The following is an 18,029-nucleotide window of genomic DNA, read 5'->3' as shown; positions in this document are numbered from 1 at the left end:
TGGTCGCATGCTGTGTGCTGCTCGCATGTTGTGTATTTTTCGCCAAGTTTACTTGGCACAACCAATCATACATCTGCCAAGTTTACTTGTCAAGCTTACAAGTGAGCTTGCGCTGACAAATTCGATCAAGTGCCACCCTCCCGTGAGCGGGGTCACAACTGCTGATGCCCGGTGCGAATGAGCGTCGAAAAGCTGATACAAGCGGCCAGCCCGCTTTAGCTGTGAGGAAGCCAACCGTAACGGACATGGTGAACGCTTAGCGGTGATTTTTGGCCGTGTTCGCACAGCAGCTCACCATTCGCACCGATCCAATCGCTTCACGGCTTTTTAGTTTACATAATATTAGTTATGTCTACTTATAGCGGAGGGTAATTTTAACCCCTTGTGCTTGACGCGGCAAGGCGAAACGACTCCCGCCGTCTTCTGGCGGCGTGGCATGTAACGTTCAGAGAAATTCAAAAAAAACCGACTGACAGCACCGCGTGCGGTGCCGCCAGTCGGGCGGTTAATTCAATCCTGGTGAAATCTTGGTGCAGAGCGCTGACCGGAATGCAATCAGCAGCGCACATAACTGCGCTTGAAGCCGAGCTGCCCGCGCGCCAGCGCCTTGTGAATGCCCTCGGCGGCATGAAGCACGGTGCTTTTCTTATGACCTTCTTGCCGGACTTCGATCGGGCCGAGCGACTCGGCCAGCTCCAACGCCCGCCCGTGCAGCGGCACGTACGAGATCGCGACGGTATAGAGGAAGTTGTTCATGGCGTGCTGCGCGCGCGGCGGCGCCGTGCGAAGGGTCTGCTCTACCTGATCCAGCATCGCCGCTAGCTTAGCCGCATCGAACTGCTCGTCCGGACGGCTGCCGAGCAGCCAGCAGTAGCAGCTCCAGCCCGCCGATCTGCGCAGCTCGTCGCCGCTGGCGATCCACTTGTCCGCGACCTGCTGCGCGATGTCGGTCTCGGAGAGCGTCACCGCCACGACATAATCGGACACCATGAAAAAATACGCCTCGTCCATCCAGCGCTCGAAATCATCCGCCGTCATCGCCGCCGGATCCGCGATCACGCCGGCGAAATACATGGCGTCGTAATTGCCGGTCGCGTACAGCTGCTCGGCCAGCGCCTGATCCTTCTTGATGCGCCTTGCCATCGGCTTCATCGCGCCGGTCGCGACGCCGTAGAGCGGCTCGCGCGCCCCGTTGCTCAAGTACCGCTTTTTCATCATCGGCTTGGCCAGAGACTCGAGCTCCTGCATCGTCGCTTCCAGATTCATCGGTGGCCTCCCTCCTCTAGTCCGTCCTTGCCCGCGATCTGGGGCCGCCCATACCGCCGTCCACATGCGTTGCGGCTACGTAATCGAAGCCTCGTAGATGGACTGGATCGAGCGCGCCAGCAAGGCGTCGAATTGCTCGTCCGTCTGCTGGTCCGTCAGCCCTTCTGCCAATGCTCTGGAGAAGCTCGCGATCAGTCCGCGATTGCGCGCCAGCATGACGTTGGCTTCATCTCGCTCATAGCCGCCCGAGAGTGCGACGATGCGCACGACATGCGGATCGTCCATGAGCTCGCGGTAGAAATCGTCCGTCGTCGGAATCGAGAGCTTCAGCATAACCTTGTCTTGCGGCGCCAACGCGGCGAGCTGACGCGCCAGCTCCGTCTTCAGCAACGCTTCGGATTCGGCCTTGTCCGCACTGTGGATATCCACCTCGGGCTCGATGATCGGTACCAGACCGGCGGCGATGATCTGCTTGCCGATCTCGAACTGCTGTTCTACCACCCGTCTGATCGCTTCGGGATTGGCCTGCTTGATGACCGAGCGCATCTTGGTGCCGAAGATATGCCGTTCATTCGCACGCTGCAGCAGCTCGTCCAATCCCGGGATCGGCTTCATGAGCTGGACGCCGTCTTCTGGCTCGGCCAGCCCCTTGTCCACCTTCAGGAACGGCACGATGCCCTTCTCCTCCCACAGGTAGTCTGCCGTGTAGCGGCCGTCGATCTCGCGGTCCATCGTGTTCTCGAACAGGATGGCGCCGAGGATGAGCTCCGCGTTGAACGACGGGCTCTTGATAATCCGCGTCCGCATCGCGTGCACCATGGCGTACATCTCCTCGTCGCCGGAATAGCGATCCTCCGTTACCCCGTATTGCAGCAGCGCCTTGGGGGTGCTGCCTCCGCTCTGATCCAGGGCAGCTATGAAGCCTTGGCCCTCGGCGATCCGTGTCAATTGTTGTTCATTCATGCAATCCGCTCCTTCATTGATTCATATTGGCTGGTTTGACGGCCTGTTTTCCTATTGTACAACACTTCCCCGCCACCTCCAAGCGTCGAGGGCTGGTCGAAACCGCGCTTGGCGTGCTATGATGCTTTATAGATATAATCCGAGCGCATCCGAGAGGAGGAAGAACATTATGCCCCATTATGAAGACAAGCAACGAAGCGCTCACGCTTCCCGCCGAGCAAGCCCCTCTCAATCGCCGCGTACATCAACACCGCCTCACCCATTGCTTCAGCTCCAACGCAGCGCAGGGAACCAGGCCGCTCTGCAGCTCAAGTCCGACACCGTGATCCAGAGAGGTGGCGGCAAGGACGGAGTAACCGGCGGGGGCGGCGGATGGTTGGGCGGCATGTTTTCGGGTATGCCCAAATTTTCTGGAATGTCGTGGGGGAATTTCGGGCAGGACACGATGAATCAGACGGTTCGAGAGGCGGTTTCCGCTGGATTCGGCTCTGACTCGGTGGATATCTACGATATGTGGAAGCTGCGAAACGATCCAGCCAAACTCGACCAGTTTATGCGCGACCGCATTTACAGAATGGATGGCGGCTATCAATAAAATTGGGCGACGCAGCAAAGAAGGCGCCTTGACCGAAGCTCCGGGAGCGATCGGCAAGGCGCTTTTTTTTGGTAACCGCAAAGCCTATGAATGATACCGATTGATTTCGCAGCGTAGCCGCCGTCAATCGGCGGCTCGATGCCTGTAATATAGGCGGACTCTTCCGAGGCGAGGAACAGCGCCCCGTTGGCAATGTCCTTGAGGAAGACATTGCGCCGCACAAGCTACAACGTTCGCTCAAGGAAATGCTGCTTGCATACGTGCGTCCAAACCAGTGATCGGAGATTTATTTGAAACCGATGCAAAGCGATTGCGTAGACATAGTGGTACTACGCTTCATAATGAAGCTTTTGTCTATACAGCGATCTGTCTCAGGCTTGAGAACGCTATCGGGTGGTGGTAATGATGCAATCAAAAAGTTGACCTTTCCTATAGACGCCATGTCGCGAAGGCCAATTCATACATGCGGAGGTGAATCCCTCACTGAGGGAATTGCTTGGACATTATCCTACTTGCCAACTTGGTTGTGCTTGCGCTTTTAATTGTATTCACCGCTTTTTTTGTGGCCTCGGAATTTGCTGTGGTCAAAATTCGCATGTCGCGAATCGACCAGTTGATCGCCGAAGGCAACAAAAAAGCCTTCACCGCCAAAAAGGTCGCCGGCGACCTGGACTACTACCTCTCCGCTTGTCAGCTCGGCATTACCGTCACCGCGCTCGGGCTGGGCGCGATCGGCAAGCCGGCGGTCGAGCGGCTGCTCTACCCCTTCTTCGACTGGGTCAATGCGTCGAGCACGACCTCTTCGATTGCCTCTTATGCGATCGCGTTTTTTCTCGTGACATTCCTGCACGTCGTCGTCGGCGAAATGGCGCCGAAGACGCTCGCCATTCAATTCGCCGAAAAAATGACGCTGCTGCTCGCGCCGCCGCTCTACTGGTTCGGCCGCATCATGTACCCGTTCATCTGGGCGCTCAACGGCGCGTCTCGCGTCATGCTGCGCACCGTCGGCGTCAAGCCGGCCGCGCATGAGCAGGCCTACTCCGAGGAGGAGCTCAAGATCGTCATGGCCCAAAGCTACGAGGGCGACGAGAACAATCGGACCAAGCTGACCTATATCGAGAACGTCTTCGCCTTCGACGAACGGGTCGCCAAGGACATCATGGTGCCGCGCACCGAACTGGTGACGCTGGACAAGGCGATGCGCTACGCCGAGATCGTCGAAGTGCTGGAGGCGAATAATTATACCCGGTACCCCGTGACCGAGGACAACAACAAAGACCGCATTCTCGGCGTCGTGAACGCCAAAAAAATGCTGCCCCACATTATTGCCGGTCGCACGCGCGGCCTGGACGAATTCATGCGCAGCCTGCCGCTCGTGCTCGAGGTTACGCCGATCCGCGAGGCGATGGTGAAGATGCAGCAGCAGCGCGTCCACATGGCGCTCGTGATCGACGAATACGGCGGCACCTCCGGCGTCATCGCGCTCGAGGATATTCTGGAGGAGCTGGTCGGCGACATCCGCGACGAGTTCGATGCCGAGGAAGTGGCCGACCTGCGCCAGACCGGCGAGCTCGAATACACGCTGCACGGCCGCGTCCTGCTCGACGATCTGGAACGCCAATTCGGATTAATCTTCGACAATCGCGAAGAAATGGATACGATCGCCGGCTGGATTCAGTACCACAAGGGCACCGAGGTTCAGGCCGGCGAGACGATTCAAGAAGAGACCGCCACCTGGACGGTTGCCGAGGTCGACAACTATCAGATCAAGCAAGTGGTGCTGAAGCTGACTGCGCCAAAGGAAGAAGCAGCCCGCTAACCCGGATAAAGCTGATCGCTAAAAGCAACCCGTCAACTCAGGAAAGCAACACCCGGCATTTAAAGCAACACCCCACACTTAATATGGAGGTGAATCCCCCGCATTGGGGGAACCATTGGACGGACTAATTGCGTTAAATTTGTTTCTGGTGGCGGTATTCATCGGCTTGACCGCGTTTTTTGTCGGCGCCGAGTTCGCCATTCTCAAGGTGCGGATGTCGCGTATCGACCAGTTGATCGCCGAAGGCAACAAACGCGCGGTCAAGGCTAAAAAAGTCGCGCATGAGCTGGACTACTATCTGTCCGCCTGTCAGCTCGGCATCACGATTACCGCACTGGTGCTGGGCGCGCTGGGCGAACCGACGGTAGAAAAAATGCTGCATCCGGTATTCGAACGCTTCGACGTGCCGGAAGCGGCGGCGACGGCGCTCTCCTACCTGATCGCGCTCTCGATCATTACGTTCCTGCATGTCGTGATCGGAGAGCTGGCGCCCAAGACGTTGGCCATTCAGTTCGCAGAGCGCATGACCCTGCTGCTGGCAGGTCCGTTGTACGCCTTCGGCAAAGCCGCCGCCCCGTTCATTCATGCCCTGAACGGTTCCGCCCGGCTGCTGCTGCGCATATTCGGCGTCAAGCCCGCTGGCCATGACACGGTACACTCCGAGGAAGAGCTGAAGTATATCGTGGACGAAAGCTACAAAGGCGGCGAAATCAACAAGACGGAACTGACGTATCTGCAAAATCTCTTTGCCTTCTACGACCGCAAGCTCCATGAAATTATGATCCCGCATGCGCGCATGGCGACGATCGATTCGCACATGCCGATGGAGCGAATCATGCAGGCGCTGAACGCGCATGATTACACGCGCTATCCGGTGCGCGCGGGCGAGCGATATATCGGCTATGTGAATACGAAGGAAATTCTCACCCGGATCGCAGCCGGCAAGGAAGCGCCGCTGTCCGAATTCGTGCATGACATGCCGCGCTTCGGCGAGCAGGCCTCGATCCAGGACGTGCTCATCAAGATGCAGCAGGTCCGGGTGCACATGGCGCTGGTCACCGGCGTCGACGGCCGCGTCGTCGGACTCGTGACGATGGAGGATATCCTGGAGGAGATTGTCGGCGACATTCGCGAGGAAGCGGATCGCGGCGATGCGCGCCCGGCCGTGCGTCCGGTATAGGCCAGGCGCCTCGCGAAGGGCTAACATGACCGGCTGAACAATTGCCGCTAAACGCCGTTCAAGCGCCGCGCAGCCAGCGATCTGAGCGGCGCAGAGCGGCAGATCGTCAGTGCGATGACAGGGCAGCCTGGCGACAGTTCGTCAGTGCGATGACAAGGCAGCCTATCGATTGTCCGCGCGCGGAGGCTTCGCAGCCCTCGCGCGGGGACCTTCAGCGTAGCGGCGGCTGGCCAACGAGAGCCACGAACTGCAAAAGCTCGGCAAACCGAAGCAATAAACTGCACTTGTGCAGTTCAAATAGCAGTAAGGGTCAAAGCACGACCCGCATTGTCGCCATCCGCTCGCAAAAGGCTGCGTCATGCTCCACGAACAGCAGCGTCGGCCGATGCTCCAGCAGCAGCTCCTCGATCTGTATCCGCGAGAACACGTCGATATAATTCAGCGGTTCGTCCCAGACGTGCAGATGCGCTTCCTCGCACAGGCTGGCGGCGAGCAGCACCTTTTTTTTCTGACCGGCGCTGAATGCGTCCATATCCTTGTCGAATTGCGCACGTGCAAAATCGAGCTTGCGCAGGATCGCTTTGAATTGGCTCTCGTCCAGCGCACGCCGTTGGGCGTAAGCGGACAAGCCGCCTCGCAGCTGCGAGGTGTCCTGCGGCACGTAGGCAATCTTGAGACCGCTCGCGCGCTCCATCTCTCCCTCGTGCGCTACCGCCTCGCCGCAGATCAGCCGGAGCAGGCTCGACTTGCCCGAGCCGTTGGGCCCGGAGAGCGCGATCCGCTCGCCCTGCTCCACGGTGAAGCTGACATCGCGACACACCGCATGCTCGCCGTAGCGCACAGCCACCTCCCGGAGCTGCACGAGTTGCGCTTTGTGATGCTTGAGCTGGTTCAGCTTCAGGCTTTCGGCGCGCTCCACATTCTTGAGCAGCTCGCCCTTCTCGGCGATGGCGCTCGCTTGCCGCTGCTGCATCGATTTGGAGCGCTTCATCATTTTGGCGGCCTTATGGCCCACATAGCCCTTGTCGACCTTGGAGCCGGAGTTGCGGGTGCCGTTCTTGGACCGCTCCACCTCGTCGGACCATTGGCCGGTGCGCCTGGCCGCCTGATCGAGGCGCTTGATGTCCTTGCGCAGCTTGTCGTTCTCGGCCAGCTCGTATTGGTCCTGGCGTGTCTTGTTCGCCCACCACGACGAGAAGTTACCGCGCTGCACCTCGATATTCGTCTTGTTGATCGACAGCATATGATCGACGCAGCGATCGAGGAAGGCGCGATCGTGCGAGACGAGAATATAGCCGCGCTTACCGTCAAGGTAGCGGCCGAGCACGTCGCGCCCCCTCCGGTCGAGATGATTGGTCGGCTCGTCGATTAGCAAGAACCGGTTATCGTTGAGGAACATGGCCGCCAGCATCACCTTCGTCTGCTCGCCGCCGGACAGCGCGTCGAACGGCCGGTAGAGCAGCTCCTCGCCAGCCTCCATCAGCGTTAGCTCGCGCACGAGCTGCCAGTGCTCGTAATCCGGACAGACCGTCTCGACGGCATGCATCGTCAACATCGACGGGTCTTGCACCGTATATGGAAAGTAATCGAATGCGACAGACGCGGCGATCGTGCCGCTGTAGGCATGCTCACCGCGCAGCAAGCGCAAAAAGGTTGTTTTGCCGCGCCCGTTGCGTCCGGTGAAGCCGAGCTTCCACTGCGTATCGAGCTGAAAGCTGACCTTGTCAAAAATGATGTCGTAGCTGCCCTCATAGGTAAAGCTAAGGTCTTGCACCTGTATAAGAGCCATTCGGCATTCCTCCCTTGGCAGTCGCAGCCGGGCCCGGTGCGAGCCTGCAAGCCGCGAATAACGAAAAAAAGACTGCAAGAAAGGCGTTCCTTTCTTGAAGTCCATTCGCCGATCGAAGGAAATTGGCCGCTGACGCCGAGGACAAAAGCCTGACGTCCGCCTGAACGGACATGGCTTGGCCGGCAGCGGCGCCGTATCGGTCGAAATGAAGAGAAGGAAGAACCCTTTCTTGCGCACAGGCGAATAGACAGACGGAACGAACCAGCACCAGCTGCGCTGCGTTCTGCGTCCCGACATGCGTCCACCGCGTGTCCTCGTCGCAAGAAAGCATCCTACATTCCCTTCAACTCCAATCTTCTTTGGTAACATCAGTGTACCATGCGCAAAAAATGCGGGCAAGTCGTTTACAGCATCAGAATATTCAGATATATTTAGATATAATAAGATATATCTAAATATAAATTAAAGATATTAAGGAGCGAGAATCCGTATGACGAATACACACCACGATGATTTCAAAAAACTTTCCCTTCCACGTGATCCCCAAAGCTACGCCGACAGTCCGTTGTCCCGCGCCTTTGCTCAGCCACTAATGCTAGGGCTTTTTTTGCCTCTTCAAACGGGTGGATGGTCGCAATCGACGCTGCCGCGGGATACCGATTGGTCGTACGCCTACAATGCCAGGCTGACAAAGAAAGCCGAGCAGTTGGGCTTTGATGTCGTATTCGGTCTGTCTCAGTGGCTACCGAAAGGCGGCTTCGGCGGCCAAACGAAATACCGCGATAACTTTCTCGAACCGTTTGTCTCCACAGTCGCGCTTGCCGCCGAAACGCGGCGAATCCTCCTGCTCGGCACGATACATATTCTGTACGGTCCGTGGCATCCGATGCATTTGTCGCGCTTTCTGGCGACCGCCGATCATCTTTCGGGCGGACGTTTCGGCGCGAATATTGTCACCGGCTATGCCGAGAACGAGCCGCGCATGTTCGGGGCGAAGCGGCTTGAACACGACCTCCGTTATATCCAGTCCGAAGAGTTTGTCTCCATTTGCAATGCACTTTGGGAAGGCAGCGACAATCTCGACTTTAACGGTCGATTCTACTCGCTTGAACAAGCCTATATTACCCCGAGACCTTGCTACGGCCGTCCCGTGCTGGCCTCTGCCTCGGGTTCTCCGGCGGGCTTTGCCTATGCGGCCAAATATTCGGATATCGTCTTCGTCTCAAGTCCCGCCGGGGAACGGCTTGACGACGCGCTGCCGAAGTTGCCGGCGCATGTGTCCGCGGTCAAGGATGCCGCTATCGCTGAAGGCCGTCAGGTGCGGGTAATTATTAATCCGACAATTATCGTTCGAGACACAAGCGAAGAGGCCCAGGCCTACTACCAAGCGATCATGGATTATGCAGACCTGGAAGCTATCGGTTCCTTTTCGGCACGTCACACAGCCGGCGACAGCAAATCCTGGCTGGAGCATACCAACAGAGGCCGCGCCGTCGGTGGTCATATTCATATCGTCGGTTCACCGGACGAAGTGGTGGCGCAGCTCATTCGTCTTCATGCGACGGGCATCGACGGCATACAAATTACCTTCTACGATTATGAGCCGGAATTGGCTTACTTCGGCGAACGTGTAATTCCGCTGCTGGAGCAGGCCGGACTGCGATTACCTGTGCCCGAACTCGATTAACGAATGCGCCGCCTATGGTTGTGCCATAGCGCGAATCGCGTGATCAAGCGGCTGCGGCGGGCGACCGAGCAGACGTTCGAGATCGTCGCTCGCCGTGGCCAGAGCGCCCTCGCGAATCGCTTTTTGCATATCGGTGAACACCGCGACCAGGAACTCCGGCAGCCCTGCTGCGCGCAGCCCTTGGGCGTATGCTTCGTCGTCGACCTCGAGCACCCGAGCCTCCACGCCGAGCACTTCGCCGACCAGGGCGGCTAGCTCGGCGGTGGTGCGCAGCGGTCCTGCCAGCTCATAGATCTTGTTGGCATGTCCATCCTGTGTCAGCACGGCCGCGGCTGCGTGCGCATAGTCCTCTCGCGCGGCCCATCCGACCTGGGCCGCGCCTGTAGCATGCACCCAAGGCATGCCTTGCAGCACGGCCTGGATGCCGCCCTGTTCATTCTCGACGTACCAGTTATTGCGCAAAAAGACGTACGACATGCCGCTTTCGCGGATATACGCTTCGGTGGCCCGGTGATCGTCCGCCAACGCGGCCTTGCTCGCTTGCGCATTGACAATGCTCGTATAGGCAACGAACTGGACCCCGGCTTCGCGGGCGGCGTCGACCGCAGCTTGATGCTGCGCCTGTCGATGCTCCCCGGCGGTGGAGATCAGCAGCATCCGACTGATGCCGCGCAGCGCCTCCCTCAGCGTCTCCGGCTGATCGAAGTTGCCTTGACGCACGTCCACGCCCTTTGCCTGCAGATGCGCCGCCTTGCTCACGTCTCGCACACTTACTGCCAGCTCCGTCGCAGGCACCGTCTCCAGCAGCTTGTCCAGGACGAGACTGCCCAAATGCCCGGTCGCGCCAGTAACCAAAATTTTCATCGTATTTTCCTCCTTATGTTCATGAAAGTGAAATCAAGACGATCTGCCCGCTCTGATAGAACCAAAATAGTTACAACAAGTTCAGCACGTCAGGTCAGGACGGCGCTCGCTCCCGTCCGACCTGGTCCATCAACCGGCGGATCGTCGTTTGGCTCAAACGCTGTTCCATTGCGCGCTGGGCTTCGTCGAATTCGCGGCGCATCGCGCCTGCGATCATGCGTCCGACCGGACAAGCGGGGTTGGGATGCTCGTGCATGCCGAACATGCTGTTCCCTTCGACGATGTCGACGGCGTGATAGACGTCGAGCAGCGTGATCCGATCCGGATCGCGGAGCAGCTTGGAGCCGCCGACCCCGGGGCGCACCTGGATCAGGCCGGCTTGCTTGAGCATGCGCATGATGCGGCGGATGACGACAGGATTCGTGTTGACGCTGCCCGCGATGACATCGCCGGTAGGCGCGGGCATGGTTCCGATCAGGCACAGGATATGCACGGCCATGGACAACCGACTGCTCATTTGCTTCACGTCATCACCACCTGTTGTAACCATATTAGTTCTAACAAGGAAGCCTGTCAATGCGAACACATGTTTCAATTTTCCGATGTGCCATTTCATTACTGTTTACATAATAAATATTATGTCTCCTTATGCAATTGATCTTCACATTATAAAGCTTGCGTAAATCGGACATCAAGACAGATAATGGAACTACAAGGGAACTACACATTAATGGGAGGGATGGCGATGTATCGACGCATTTTGCTGGCGGCAGACGGGTCCAGGTATGCGGTGAGAGCCGCCGAGGAAGCGGCCAAAATCTATAGGCTGGCAGGGGACGCTACGGTGGAAGTCCTGTATGTGGCGGATCTGTCCAACATTAAGGGCGAGGTGCTGGAGGCGCGGACGCATGCGGAAATCCAGCGCAAGCGCATGGATAAGCTCGGCCCCATCGTCGAAGTGCTCGACAACGCGCAGGTCGTCTACAACGTCTCGATCATTCCCGGCGATCCCGGGCCGACGATCGTGGACTATGCCAACCGCCACGTCTTCGACCTCGTGCTCATCGGCAGCCGCGGCCTGAACCGCTTCCAGGAATTCGTACTCGGCAGCGTCAGCCACAAGGTCGTCAAGCGCGTGCAATGCCCGGTGATGGTCGTCAAATGACGACGTCCGGCGTAGCCGTCAGCCCGGGCGATAGACGGCCCGACACATGCCAAGAAGCCCCCGGTCAGATCGTCCGGGGGCAAAACCAAATGTGCGGCGCTCGGACACAGCGTCACGATAGGCTGTCGGTCCGAAGCTTCACGTCGAAGCGGGCCGGATCCGGATGCTGCGTCTCGCCAGAGAGGACGACGTCCCATTGCCGACAGACGAGCCGGCGCAGCGCCAGCGCCTCCAGGCGGGTGAGCGGCAGATCCCGAACGCCGGGTCCTTGCTCGCTGGGCGCATAGTCGCGTCCCTCCTCCCGCCCAAAGCGGAATAGCAGCAGCCGCTTGAGTCCGTTCAGATGAAGGAAGCCGAAGCTGTATCCCTCGCGCATCGCCTGCCGCCACGGCAGGCCCATCTCCTCGGCGAGCCGGGCCCGGTCGGCAAAATCCATGTCCGGCGCCTTGCACTTGGAGGCAAGCGCGCTGAAATCGACGCTGGCGATGCACGCCATAATCGTCGCGTCGTCCAGACCGCTGGTGCGGCAATTCTCGATGAGCAGCCCGACCGGCAGCGGCAGCTGCACGCGGGCGGGCACTGCGGCGTCCGCTGCGGATGACGCGTCTGCCGCCGCTGCGTCCAGACGGACGTCCGCCTGCAAATAATGCGCCAGCCAATCATTGGTCTGCCTCAGCGCATCGATGCGCACGCTCGGCTTGCCCGCCTTCATGAAGGCATGACCGCCGGGGTAGCGGATCAGCCTTGCCGTTTTGCCGTGCCGCTTGAGCGCCACGTACCATTGGTCGGCCTGATCGATCGGACAGCGCATGTCCTGCTCGCCATGCATGATCAGGATCGGCGCTTCGACCTTGCGCGCATGCGCCAGCGGCGAGCGCTCCCACAGCAGCGCCTGATCGTCCCACGGATTGCCGCCGGCGATGCCCTCGGTGTACGTGAGTCCGATGTCGCTCAGACCGTAGAACGAGAGCCAATTGGAGATGCAGCGCTGCGAGACGGCCGCGCGGAAGCGCTCCGTGCGGGCCACGAGCCAATTCGTCATCAGCCCGCCGTAGCTGCCGCCCGCCACACCGACGCGCGAGGGATCAATGCATGGAAAGGCCCGAATCGCCCATTCCACCGCCTCCAGCAGATCGCGTGCGTCGCCGCCGCCAAAATCGCCGCGGCAGGCGGCTGCGAAGGGCTGCCCGTAACCGAAGCTGCCGCGCGGATTGACGTACAGCACGGCCATGCCTGCGGCGGCGAGCGTCTGCATCTCGTGACTGTAGCGCCCCGTATACATCGCGTGCGGGCCGCCGTGCACGACGAGCGCCAGCGGCACGCGCTCGTCCCTGGCCAGCCCCGGCGGCTCGACGAACCAGCCCTGCATGCGGTAGCCGTCCGAGGTGTCCAGCCACAGACACTGAGGCGGACTGACCTCGAGCTCCTCCATGAGCGCATCGTTGCAGGCGGTGAGCCGCGCCTCTTCCCCGCTGCGCAGATCCATCCGGTACAGCTCCTGCGGCCGGCCGTCCTCCATCGCGGCGAAGACCGCGCCAACGCCGTCCGCCGTGCAAGCAAGCTGGAAAATGTCCTTCTTGCCTGCCGTCAGCGGGATCGGCTGGACCGGCCATGCGCCCTCCAGCGGGATGCGATACAGGTGGACGCCGCCGTGCAGCGTGCCCAGCACGTAGAGCGTGCGGCCGTCCGGCGCGTATACCGGCCCCGGCTGCGCCGCGCCGGTCTTCATATCGCTGAGCGCCCAGTTGCCGTATTGAATATCGGAGGCCGCCGTCACGGCTGCAGGCCGCGGATCCCCGAATCGCACCGCATAGATGCGGCTCATCGTGCCGCTGCCGATGCTGCGGTCGTCCGCGAGCAAGGCGTAGCCGGAGGCGTCCGGCGCACAGGCGTACTGACTGATCAGCAGCGTGCTGTCGGTCAGGCGCTCGGCCTCGCCGCCGTCCACGGCGACCGCGAACAGATCGTTGAACAGATGCAGGTCCGGATCGACCGTCTTGTCTTCCACCCGCTTGGCGAGGAAGGCGACAGCCCGGCCGGTAGGCAGCCACGACGGAGCGGATGCATCGTACCGCCCGCGCGTGAGACGCCGCGTATGGCCTGTCTCCAGCTCGTACAGGAACAGATGCGTGTACAGCCCGTCCCACAGCCCGGCGCCCTCGGCCTTGGGCACGGTCCGGTCGTAGACGCGGCCCGGTCCGGCCATCGCAGACGCGCCGGCGGTCTGACCGGCCTCCTGCACCGCGGCGGCATCGTCCGCCGGCTGCGCCGGGGTCTCGCCGGGCTCGCCGCTGCCGGTCTTCGCGGCGAAGACGAGCATGCGGCTGTCCGGCGACCAGGCGAAGCTGCCGGCGCCGCGGGCGGCGGCGGTGCGCTGCACCGGCTCGCCGCCGCCCGCGGCGATGGTGAAGATCTGCTTCTTGCCTTCGACGGGGCGGTGGAAGGCGAGCTGCAGACCGTCCGGCGACCAGACGGGATTCGTATCCTGATCGCCGCCCGTGAACGGCTCGTCCCGCTCGCCGCCGAGCGTCATGCGGCGAATCTCCGTGCGATAGCCGTCCTGCTCCAGTCGGATCGTGCGGCGCGTGTACGCCACCTCGTCCGCCCCGGGCCGCACCGCCGGATCGGCAGGCCACACGTAGCGGGCCAGCGTCTCCGGGACGATGCGCGCCTTGGCCGCCCTCATGCCTGATCCTCCTCCGGCAGGGTCTGCAGCGCCTGCTCCAGATCGGCGATGATATCCTCTGCGGACTCCAGTCCGATCGACAGGCGCAGCAGGCCGTCGGTGATGCCCTGCTCGTAGCGCACCTCGCGCGGCATCGAGAAATGCGTCATGCTGGCCGGATGCTGGACGAGCGTCTCCGGATCGCCGAGGCTGAAGGAGATCATCGCCAGCTCCAGCCGGTCCATGACCTGCTTGGCCGCGCCCTCCCCGCCATGCACCTCGAAGGAGACGATGCCGCCCATCTCCTTCATCTGACGTCTGGCCAGCTCGTGCTGGGGATGACTCGCCAGCCCCGGATAATGGACCTTCATGACGTTGGGATGCGCATCCAGGTAGCCCGCGACCGCAGCCGCATTGGCGCAGTGCTCCCGTACGCGCAGACCGAGCGTCTTGAGCCCGCGCAGGATCAGGAATGACTCCCAGGCGTTGAGATTCTGCCCCAGATCGCCGGAGACGCGCATCCGGACGAAGTCGACGACGTCCTGACGGCCGACGACGAAGCCGGCCAGCACGTCGCCGTGCCCGTTCATGTATTTGGTTGCGCTGTGCACGACGACGTCCGCGCCGAGCTCCAGCGGCCGCTGCAGACACGGCGTCATGAACGTATTGTCGACGATAAGCGGCAGCTTGTGCGCCTTGGCTACCTCTGCCAGCGCCTTCAGGTCGAGCACCGTGAGCAGCGGATTGGAGGGCGTCTCGACAAAGATCGCCTTCGTGTTCGAGATGATCGAGGCTTCGACTACGGCCGGGTCGGTGCAATCGACGAAGCTGTGGCTGATGCCGAAGCGCGGCGCCATTTTGGTAATGAAATTGTACGTGCCGCCGTATACGTCCTTGGTGACGATGACGTGGTCGCCCGCTTGCAGGAAGGCCAGCAGCGCGGAGGAGATCGCGGCCATGCCGCTGCTCAGTCCGATGCAGGCCTCGCCGTTCTCCAGACAAGCGACCTTCTCCTCCAGCGTACGGGCGGTAGGATTGCCGTAGCGGCCGTAATACGTGCCTTGGCGCTCGCCGGATACGCATGCCGCAGCCGATTCCGCATCGGCAAAGGCATACGCAACCGCCGGAACGACCGTTTGCGAGATCGCCCCCGTCTCGGGGTCCGGGCGATGACAGGCGTGAATGGCCTTTGTGTCGAATTGCCAATGGTTATTGTTCATGCTGGCCTCCCTTGTCTGCGATGCTCCAATGGTCGCGCAAAAAGTGCAGAATGCGATCGACGGCGCGCGCGACGAGCTGTTCGCCCTTCTGCGCCGAGGCGATGGTCGAATTGCCCATTGTGCCCCACTTACTGTTATCGGACAATTTGCCGTATTTCATAATCTCGGGGTACAAATCGGGCTGCGCGCGCTTGACATCCATCGTGCGGGTGAGGTCCACCAGCTCCGGGCAGACGGCCAGCAGCACGGACGTGCCGGCCTCGCCGGCGTGGGAATGCGCCAGCGCGCCAGACTCGAGGATGCCCTCGTCCACGGTCTTGATGAAGCGCCAGACGTCGATCTGCGCCATCCGGATGCCGCCGCGCTCGCGCAGCGCATACGCCAGCTGACTGTACATCGGCACATTGCCGGCGTGGCCGTTGATCACGAGCAGGTCGGTGAAGCCCCACTTGAGCAGGCTCTCGACGACATCGGACACATATTGCTTGAAGCTCTCGGGCCGAATCGCGATCGTGCCGGGGAATTCGGCCAGCATCGACGAATCGCCGGCCTCCAGCACCGGTCCGATCAGCCCGCCCGTACGGGCGGCGACCAGCTCGGCGAGCCGGGTCGCGACCAGCGTGTCGGCGCCGAGCGGCAGATGGGGGCCGTAGCCCTCCATCGCCCCGGCCGGCAGGATCGCCAGCTGCGTCGCTTGCTTGCGGGTCTCGAATGCGGTCCAGCTCATATGCTTGATGTGATGGGTGCGTGTCGTCATGCGTTGTCCCCTTCCTGAAGCGGATAATGGCAGGCGCTATAGGTCCCGCCCGGCTGCTCGGTCAGCAGCGGCGTCTCGATGCGGCAGCGCGCCTGCGCGCGCGGACAGCGCGGATGAAAGGCGCAGCCCGGCGGCGGATCGGCGGGACTGGGCAGCTCGCCGGTCAGCAGCGTGCGCGGCTTGCGCTCGTGCGGGCTGTCGACCGGCACCGCCTCCAGCAGCGCGGCCGTATACGGGTGGCGCGGCTGCTCGAACAAGGTGTCGCGGTCCGCGATCTCGACGACCCGGCCCAGATACATGACCGCGATGCGGTCGCTGATGTGCCGGACCGAAGGCAGGCCGTGCGCAATAAAAACATACGTCAGCCGGTATTCCGCCTGCAGATCCTTGAGCAAATTGAGAATCTGGGCCTGGATCGACACGTCGAGCGCCGACACCGGCTCGTCGCAGACGATCAGGCGCGGCCGCAGCGCCAGCGCGCGCGCAATCCCGATCCGCTGGCGCTGGCCGCCGCTGAATTCGTGCGGGAAGCGCTGCGCCTGGTGCTCGCCCAGCCCAACCGCCTCCAGCAGCTGCGCAACCTCGCGACGCAGCGCCTGCCCGGACGCGACCCGATGCACGATGAGCGGCTCGGCGACGACATCAAAGACGCGCATCCGCGGATTGAGCGAAGCGAACGGGTCCTGAAAGATGAATTGGATGTGCTGCCTGAGCCGCCGCAGCTCCTCGCCGCGCACGTGAGTGACATCGCGTCCGTCGAAGCGAAGATGACCGGCAGTAGGCTCGATCAGGCGCGTGATCAGCTGGCCCATCGTCGACTTGCCGCAGCCGGATTCGCCGACGATGCCGAGTGTCTCGCCCTCGGATACCGCTAGATCCACCCCGTCGAGGGCGCGTACAGCCCCGCTCTGGCGACGCAGCCAGCCCGAATGAATCGGGTAATGCTTCTTGAGTCCGCTGATCTCCAGCAGCGGCGCGGCCTCCTGCGATGCCGCCGCGGCAGCGGTCTTCGTCGTTGTATTCATCGCTTCACCTCCTCGGCGCGGTGGCAGCTCGCCAGGTGGCCCGGCGCATGCTCCAGCAGCTCGGGCTTGATCTGGCGGCAGCGGTCCTCCGCATAGGCGCAGCGCGGATGGAACGGACACCCCTGCGGCAGCTCGAGCAGGCTCGGCACCATGCCGGGGATCGCGTCCAGACGGTCCCTGCGCTCGCGCAGACGCGGCAGTGAATTCATCAGCCCGACCGTATACGGATGCATCGGTCGATCGAATAGGTCGTTCACCGGCGCTTGCTCGACGATCTCGCCGGCGTACATGACGGCTACGCGATCGGCCATCTCCGCGACGACGCCGAGATCGTGGGTGATCAGGATGACGCCGGTATTGGCCTCTTGGCTGAGTGCGCGGATCAAGGTCAGGATCTGCGCCTGAATCGTTACATCGAGCGCGGTCGTCGGCTCGTCCGCGATCAGCAGCTTGGGTCGGCAGGCGAGCGCGATGGCGATCATCACCCGCTGCCGCATGCCGCCGGAGAGCTGGTGCGGATAGCTGGCCGCGATCCGCTCGGCGCCGGAGATGCCGACCTTCTCCAGCATGTCCACGCTGCGCCGGTGCGCCTCGCGCTTGTCCACCTTCTCATGCTTGCGGATGACCTCGGCGATCTGACGCCCTACCCGGAATACCGGATTGAGCGAGGTCATCGGCTCCTGAAAGATGATCGACAGCTTGCTGCCGCGCAGACGCCGCATCTCGCGCCTGGACAGCTGCAGCAGGTCGACGCCGTCCAGCCGCACCTCGCCGCCCGCGATGCGCCCGGGCTCGGCGATTAGCCCCATGATAGACAGCGAGGTGACGCTCTTGCCGCTGCCGGATTCGCCGACCAGCGCCAGCGTCTCTCCCGCCTCGACGGTGAAGCTGATCCGATTGACCGACGGGACGAGGCCGTCGCTAGTCTTGAACTGCGTCTGCAGCTGTGTCACTTCGAGCAGACTTGCCGTCATACCCGTCTCCCCCTTCCCTGCTTGTACCTGCCCCCAGCTCGACCTCGCGCCGCCGGACGC

General features: G+C 61.6%; 15 protein-coding genes and 1 pseudogene. 5 read left to right on the top strand and 11 right to left on the bottom strand.

What is annotated here, in order from left to right:
• Nucleotides 1–555: 555 nt before the first annotated feature.
• Both IDH44_RS09385 and IDH44_RS09380 read right to left on the bottom strand, forming a co-directional pair.
• A complete protein-coding gene (locus IDH44_RS09385; RefSeq protein ID WP_190916975.1) occupies nt 556–1,266 on the bottom strand; it encodes a DNA alkylation repair protein in 711 nt (236 codons plus the stop codon).
• 75 nt (nt 1,267–1,341) lie between these two features.
• Nucleotides 1,342–2,229, bottom strand: coding sequence for a fructose bisphosphate aldolase (locus tag IDH44_RS09380; protein WP_190916973.1), 888 nt, complete (start codon nt 2,227–2,229; stop codon nt 1,342–1,344).
• Between the two features lie 169 nt (nt 2,230–2,398).
• Between IDH44_RS09380 and IDH44_RS09375 the strand changes: the two genes are divergently transcribed.
• Nucleotides 2,399–2,824: a hypothetical protein gene (locus tag IDH44_RS09375; RefSeq protein ID WP_190916972.1), complete on the top strand. Its 426-nt coding sequence runs from the start codon at nt 2,399–2,401 to the stop codon at nt 2,822–2,824.
• Nucleotides 2,825–2,928: 104 nt separating this feature from the next.
• On the opposite strand, the pseudogene IDH44_RS26460 reads toward IDH44_RS09375, so the two are convergent.
• Nucleotides 2,929–3,045, bottom strand: a pseudogene (locus IDH44_RS26460) (SDR family oxidoreductase); the annotation flags it as partial.
• A gap of 275 nt (nt 3,046–3,320) precedes the next feature.
• Here IDH44_RS26460 and IDH44_RS09365 point away from each other — a divergent pair.
• A complete protein-coding gene (locus IDH44_RS09365) occupies nt 3,321–4,643 on the top strand; it encodes a hemolysin family protein (RefSeq protein ID WP_190916970.1) in 1,323 nt (440 codons plus the stop codon).
• 115 nt (nt 4,644–4,758) lie between these two features.
• Nucleotides 4,759–5,823, top strand: coding sequence for a hemolysin family protein (locus IDH44_RS09360; RefSeq protein WP_190917095.1), 1,065 nt, complete (start codon nt 4,759–4,761; stop codon nt 5,821–5,823).
• Nucleotides 5,824–6,133: 310 nt separating this feature from the next.
• Here IDH44_RS09360 and abc-f read toward each other — a convergent pair whose 3' ends face one another.
• The gene (gene abc-f / locus IDH44_RS09355; protein ID WP_190916968.1) at nt 6,134–7,612 is read right to left on the bottom strand and encodes a ribosomal protection-like ABC-F family protein; all 1,479 of its coding nucleotides are present in this window, start codon (nt 7,610–7,612) and stop codon (nt 6,134–6,136) included.
• Nucleotides 7,613–8,102: 490 nt separating this feature from the next.
• On the opposite strand from abc-f, the gene IDH44_RS09350 reads away from it, so the two are divergent.
• Nucleotides 8,103–9,299, top strand: a complete 1,197-nt coding sequence (locus tag IDH44_RS09350) for an LLM class flavin-dependent oxidoreductase (protein WP_190916966.1) — start codon at nt 8,103–8,105, stop codon at nt 9,297–9,299.
• 12 nt (nt 9,300–9,311) lie between these two features.
• Here the strand turns inward: IDH44_RS09350 and IDH44_RS09345 are convergent, their stop codons facing one another.
• Nucleotides 9,312–10,163 (bottom strand): SDR family oxidoreductase, encoded by an 852-nt coding sequence (locus IDH44_RS09345; protein WP_190916963.1) that lies wholly within the window; start codon nt 10,161–10,163, stop codon nt 9,312–9,314.
• Nucleotides 10,164–10,257: 94 nt separating this feature from the next.
• Nucleotides 10,258–10,680: an Rrf2 family transcriptional regulator gene (locus IDH44_RS09340; RefSeq protein WP_223869525.1), complete on the bottom strand. Its 423-nt coding sequence runs from the start codon at nt 10,678–10,680 to the stop codon at nt 10,258–10,260.
• A gap of 228 nt (nt 10,681–10,908) precedes the next feature.
• On the opposite strand from IDH44_RS09340, the gene IDH44_RS09335 reads away from it, so the two are divergent.
• Complete coding sequence (locus IDH44_RS09335) at nt 10,909–11,328, top strand: universal stress protein (protein WP_190916959.1); 420 nt, start codon at nt 10,909–10,911, stop codon at nt 11,326–11,328.
• Nucleotides 11,329–11,440: 112 nt separating this feature from the next.
• On the opposite strand, the gene IDH44_RS09330 is transcribed toward IDH44_RS09335, so the two are convergent.
• The 5 genes from IDH44_RS09330 to IDH44_RS09310 are packed head-to-tail and all read right to left on the bottom strand — an operon-like array spanning nt 11,441 to nt 17,969.
• The gene (locus IDH44_RS09330; RefSeq protein ID WP_190916957.1) at nt 11,441–14,014 is read right to left on the bottom strand and encodes a S9 family peptidase; all 2,574 of its coding nucleotides are present in this window, start codon (nt 14,012–14,014) and stop codon (nt 11,441–11,443) included.
• On the bottom strand, nt 14,011–15,213 hold the full coding sequence (locus tag IDH44_RS09325) for a trans-sulfuration enzyme family protein (RefSeq protein ID WP_190916955.1): 1,203 nt from the start codon (nt 15,211–15,213) through the stop codon (nt 14,011–14,013). Before IDH44_RS09325 ends, IDH44_RS09330 begins: the two co-directional genes overlap by 4 nt.
• Nucleotides 15,203–15,970 (bottom strand): creatininase family protein, encoded by a 768-nt coding sequence (locus IDH44_RS09320; protein WP_190916953.1) that lies wholly within the window; start codon nt 15,968–15,970, stop codon nt 15,203–15,205. Before IDH44_RS09320 ends, IDH44_RS09325 begins: the two co-directional genes overlap by 11 nt.
• Nucleotides 15,967–16,995 (bottom strand): ABC transporter ATP-binding protein, encoded by a 1,029-nt coding sequence (locus IDH44_RS09315; RefSeq protein ID WP_190916951.1) that lies wholly within the window; start codon nt 16,993–16,995, stop codon nt 15,967–15,969. The genes IDH44_RS09320 and IDH44_RS09315 overlap by 4 nt, the downstream gene beginning before the upstream one ends.
• Nucleotides 16,992–17,969: an ABC transporter ATP-binding protein gene (locus IDH44_RS09310; RefSeq protein WP_190916949.1), complete on the bottom strand. Its 978-nt coding sequence runs from the start codon at nt 17,967–17,969 to the stop codon at nt 16,992–16,994. The genes IDH44_RS09315 and IDH44_RS09310 overlap by 4 nt, the downstream gene beginning before the upstream one ends.
• Between the last annotated feature and the right edge of the window lie 60 nt (nt 17,970–18,029).

The sequence above is a fragment of the Paenibacillus sabuli genome (genome assembly GCF_014705605.1).
GTDB classification, from domain to species: Bacteria; Bacillota; Bacilli; order Paenibacillales; family Paenibacillaceae; genus Paenibacillus_D; species Paenibacillus_D sabuli.
The sequence above is the reverse complement of the archived record's forward strand: the minus strand, read 5'-3'. Positions and strand labels throughout refer to the sequence as shown.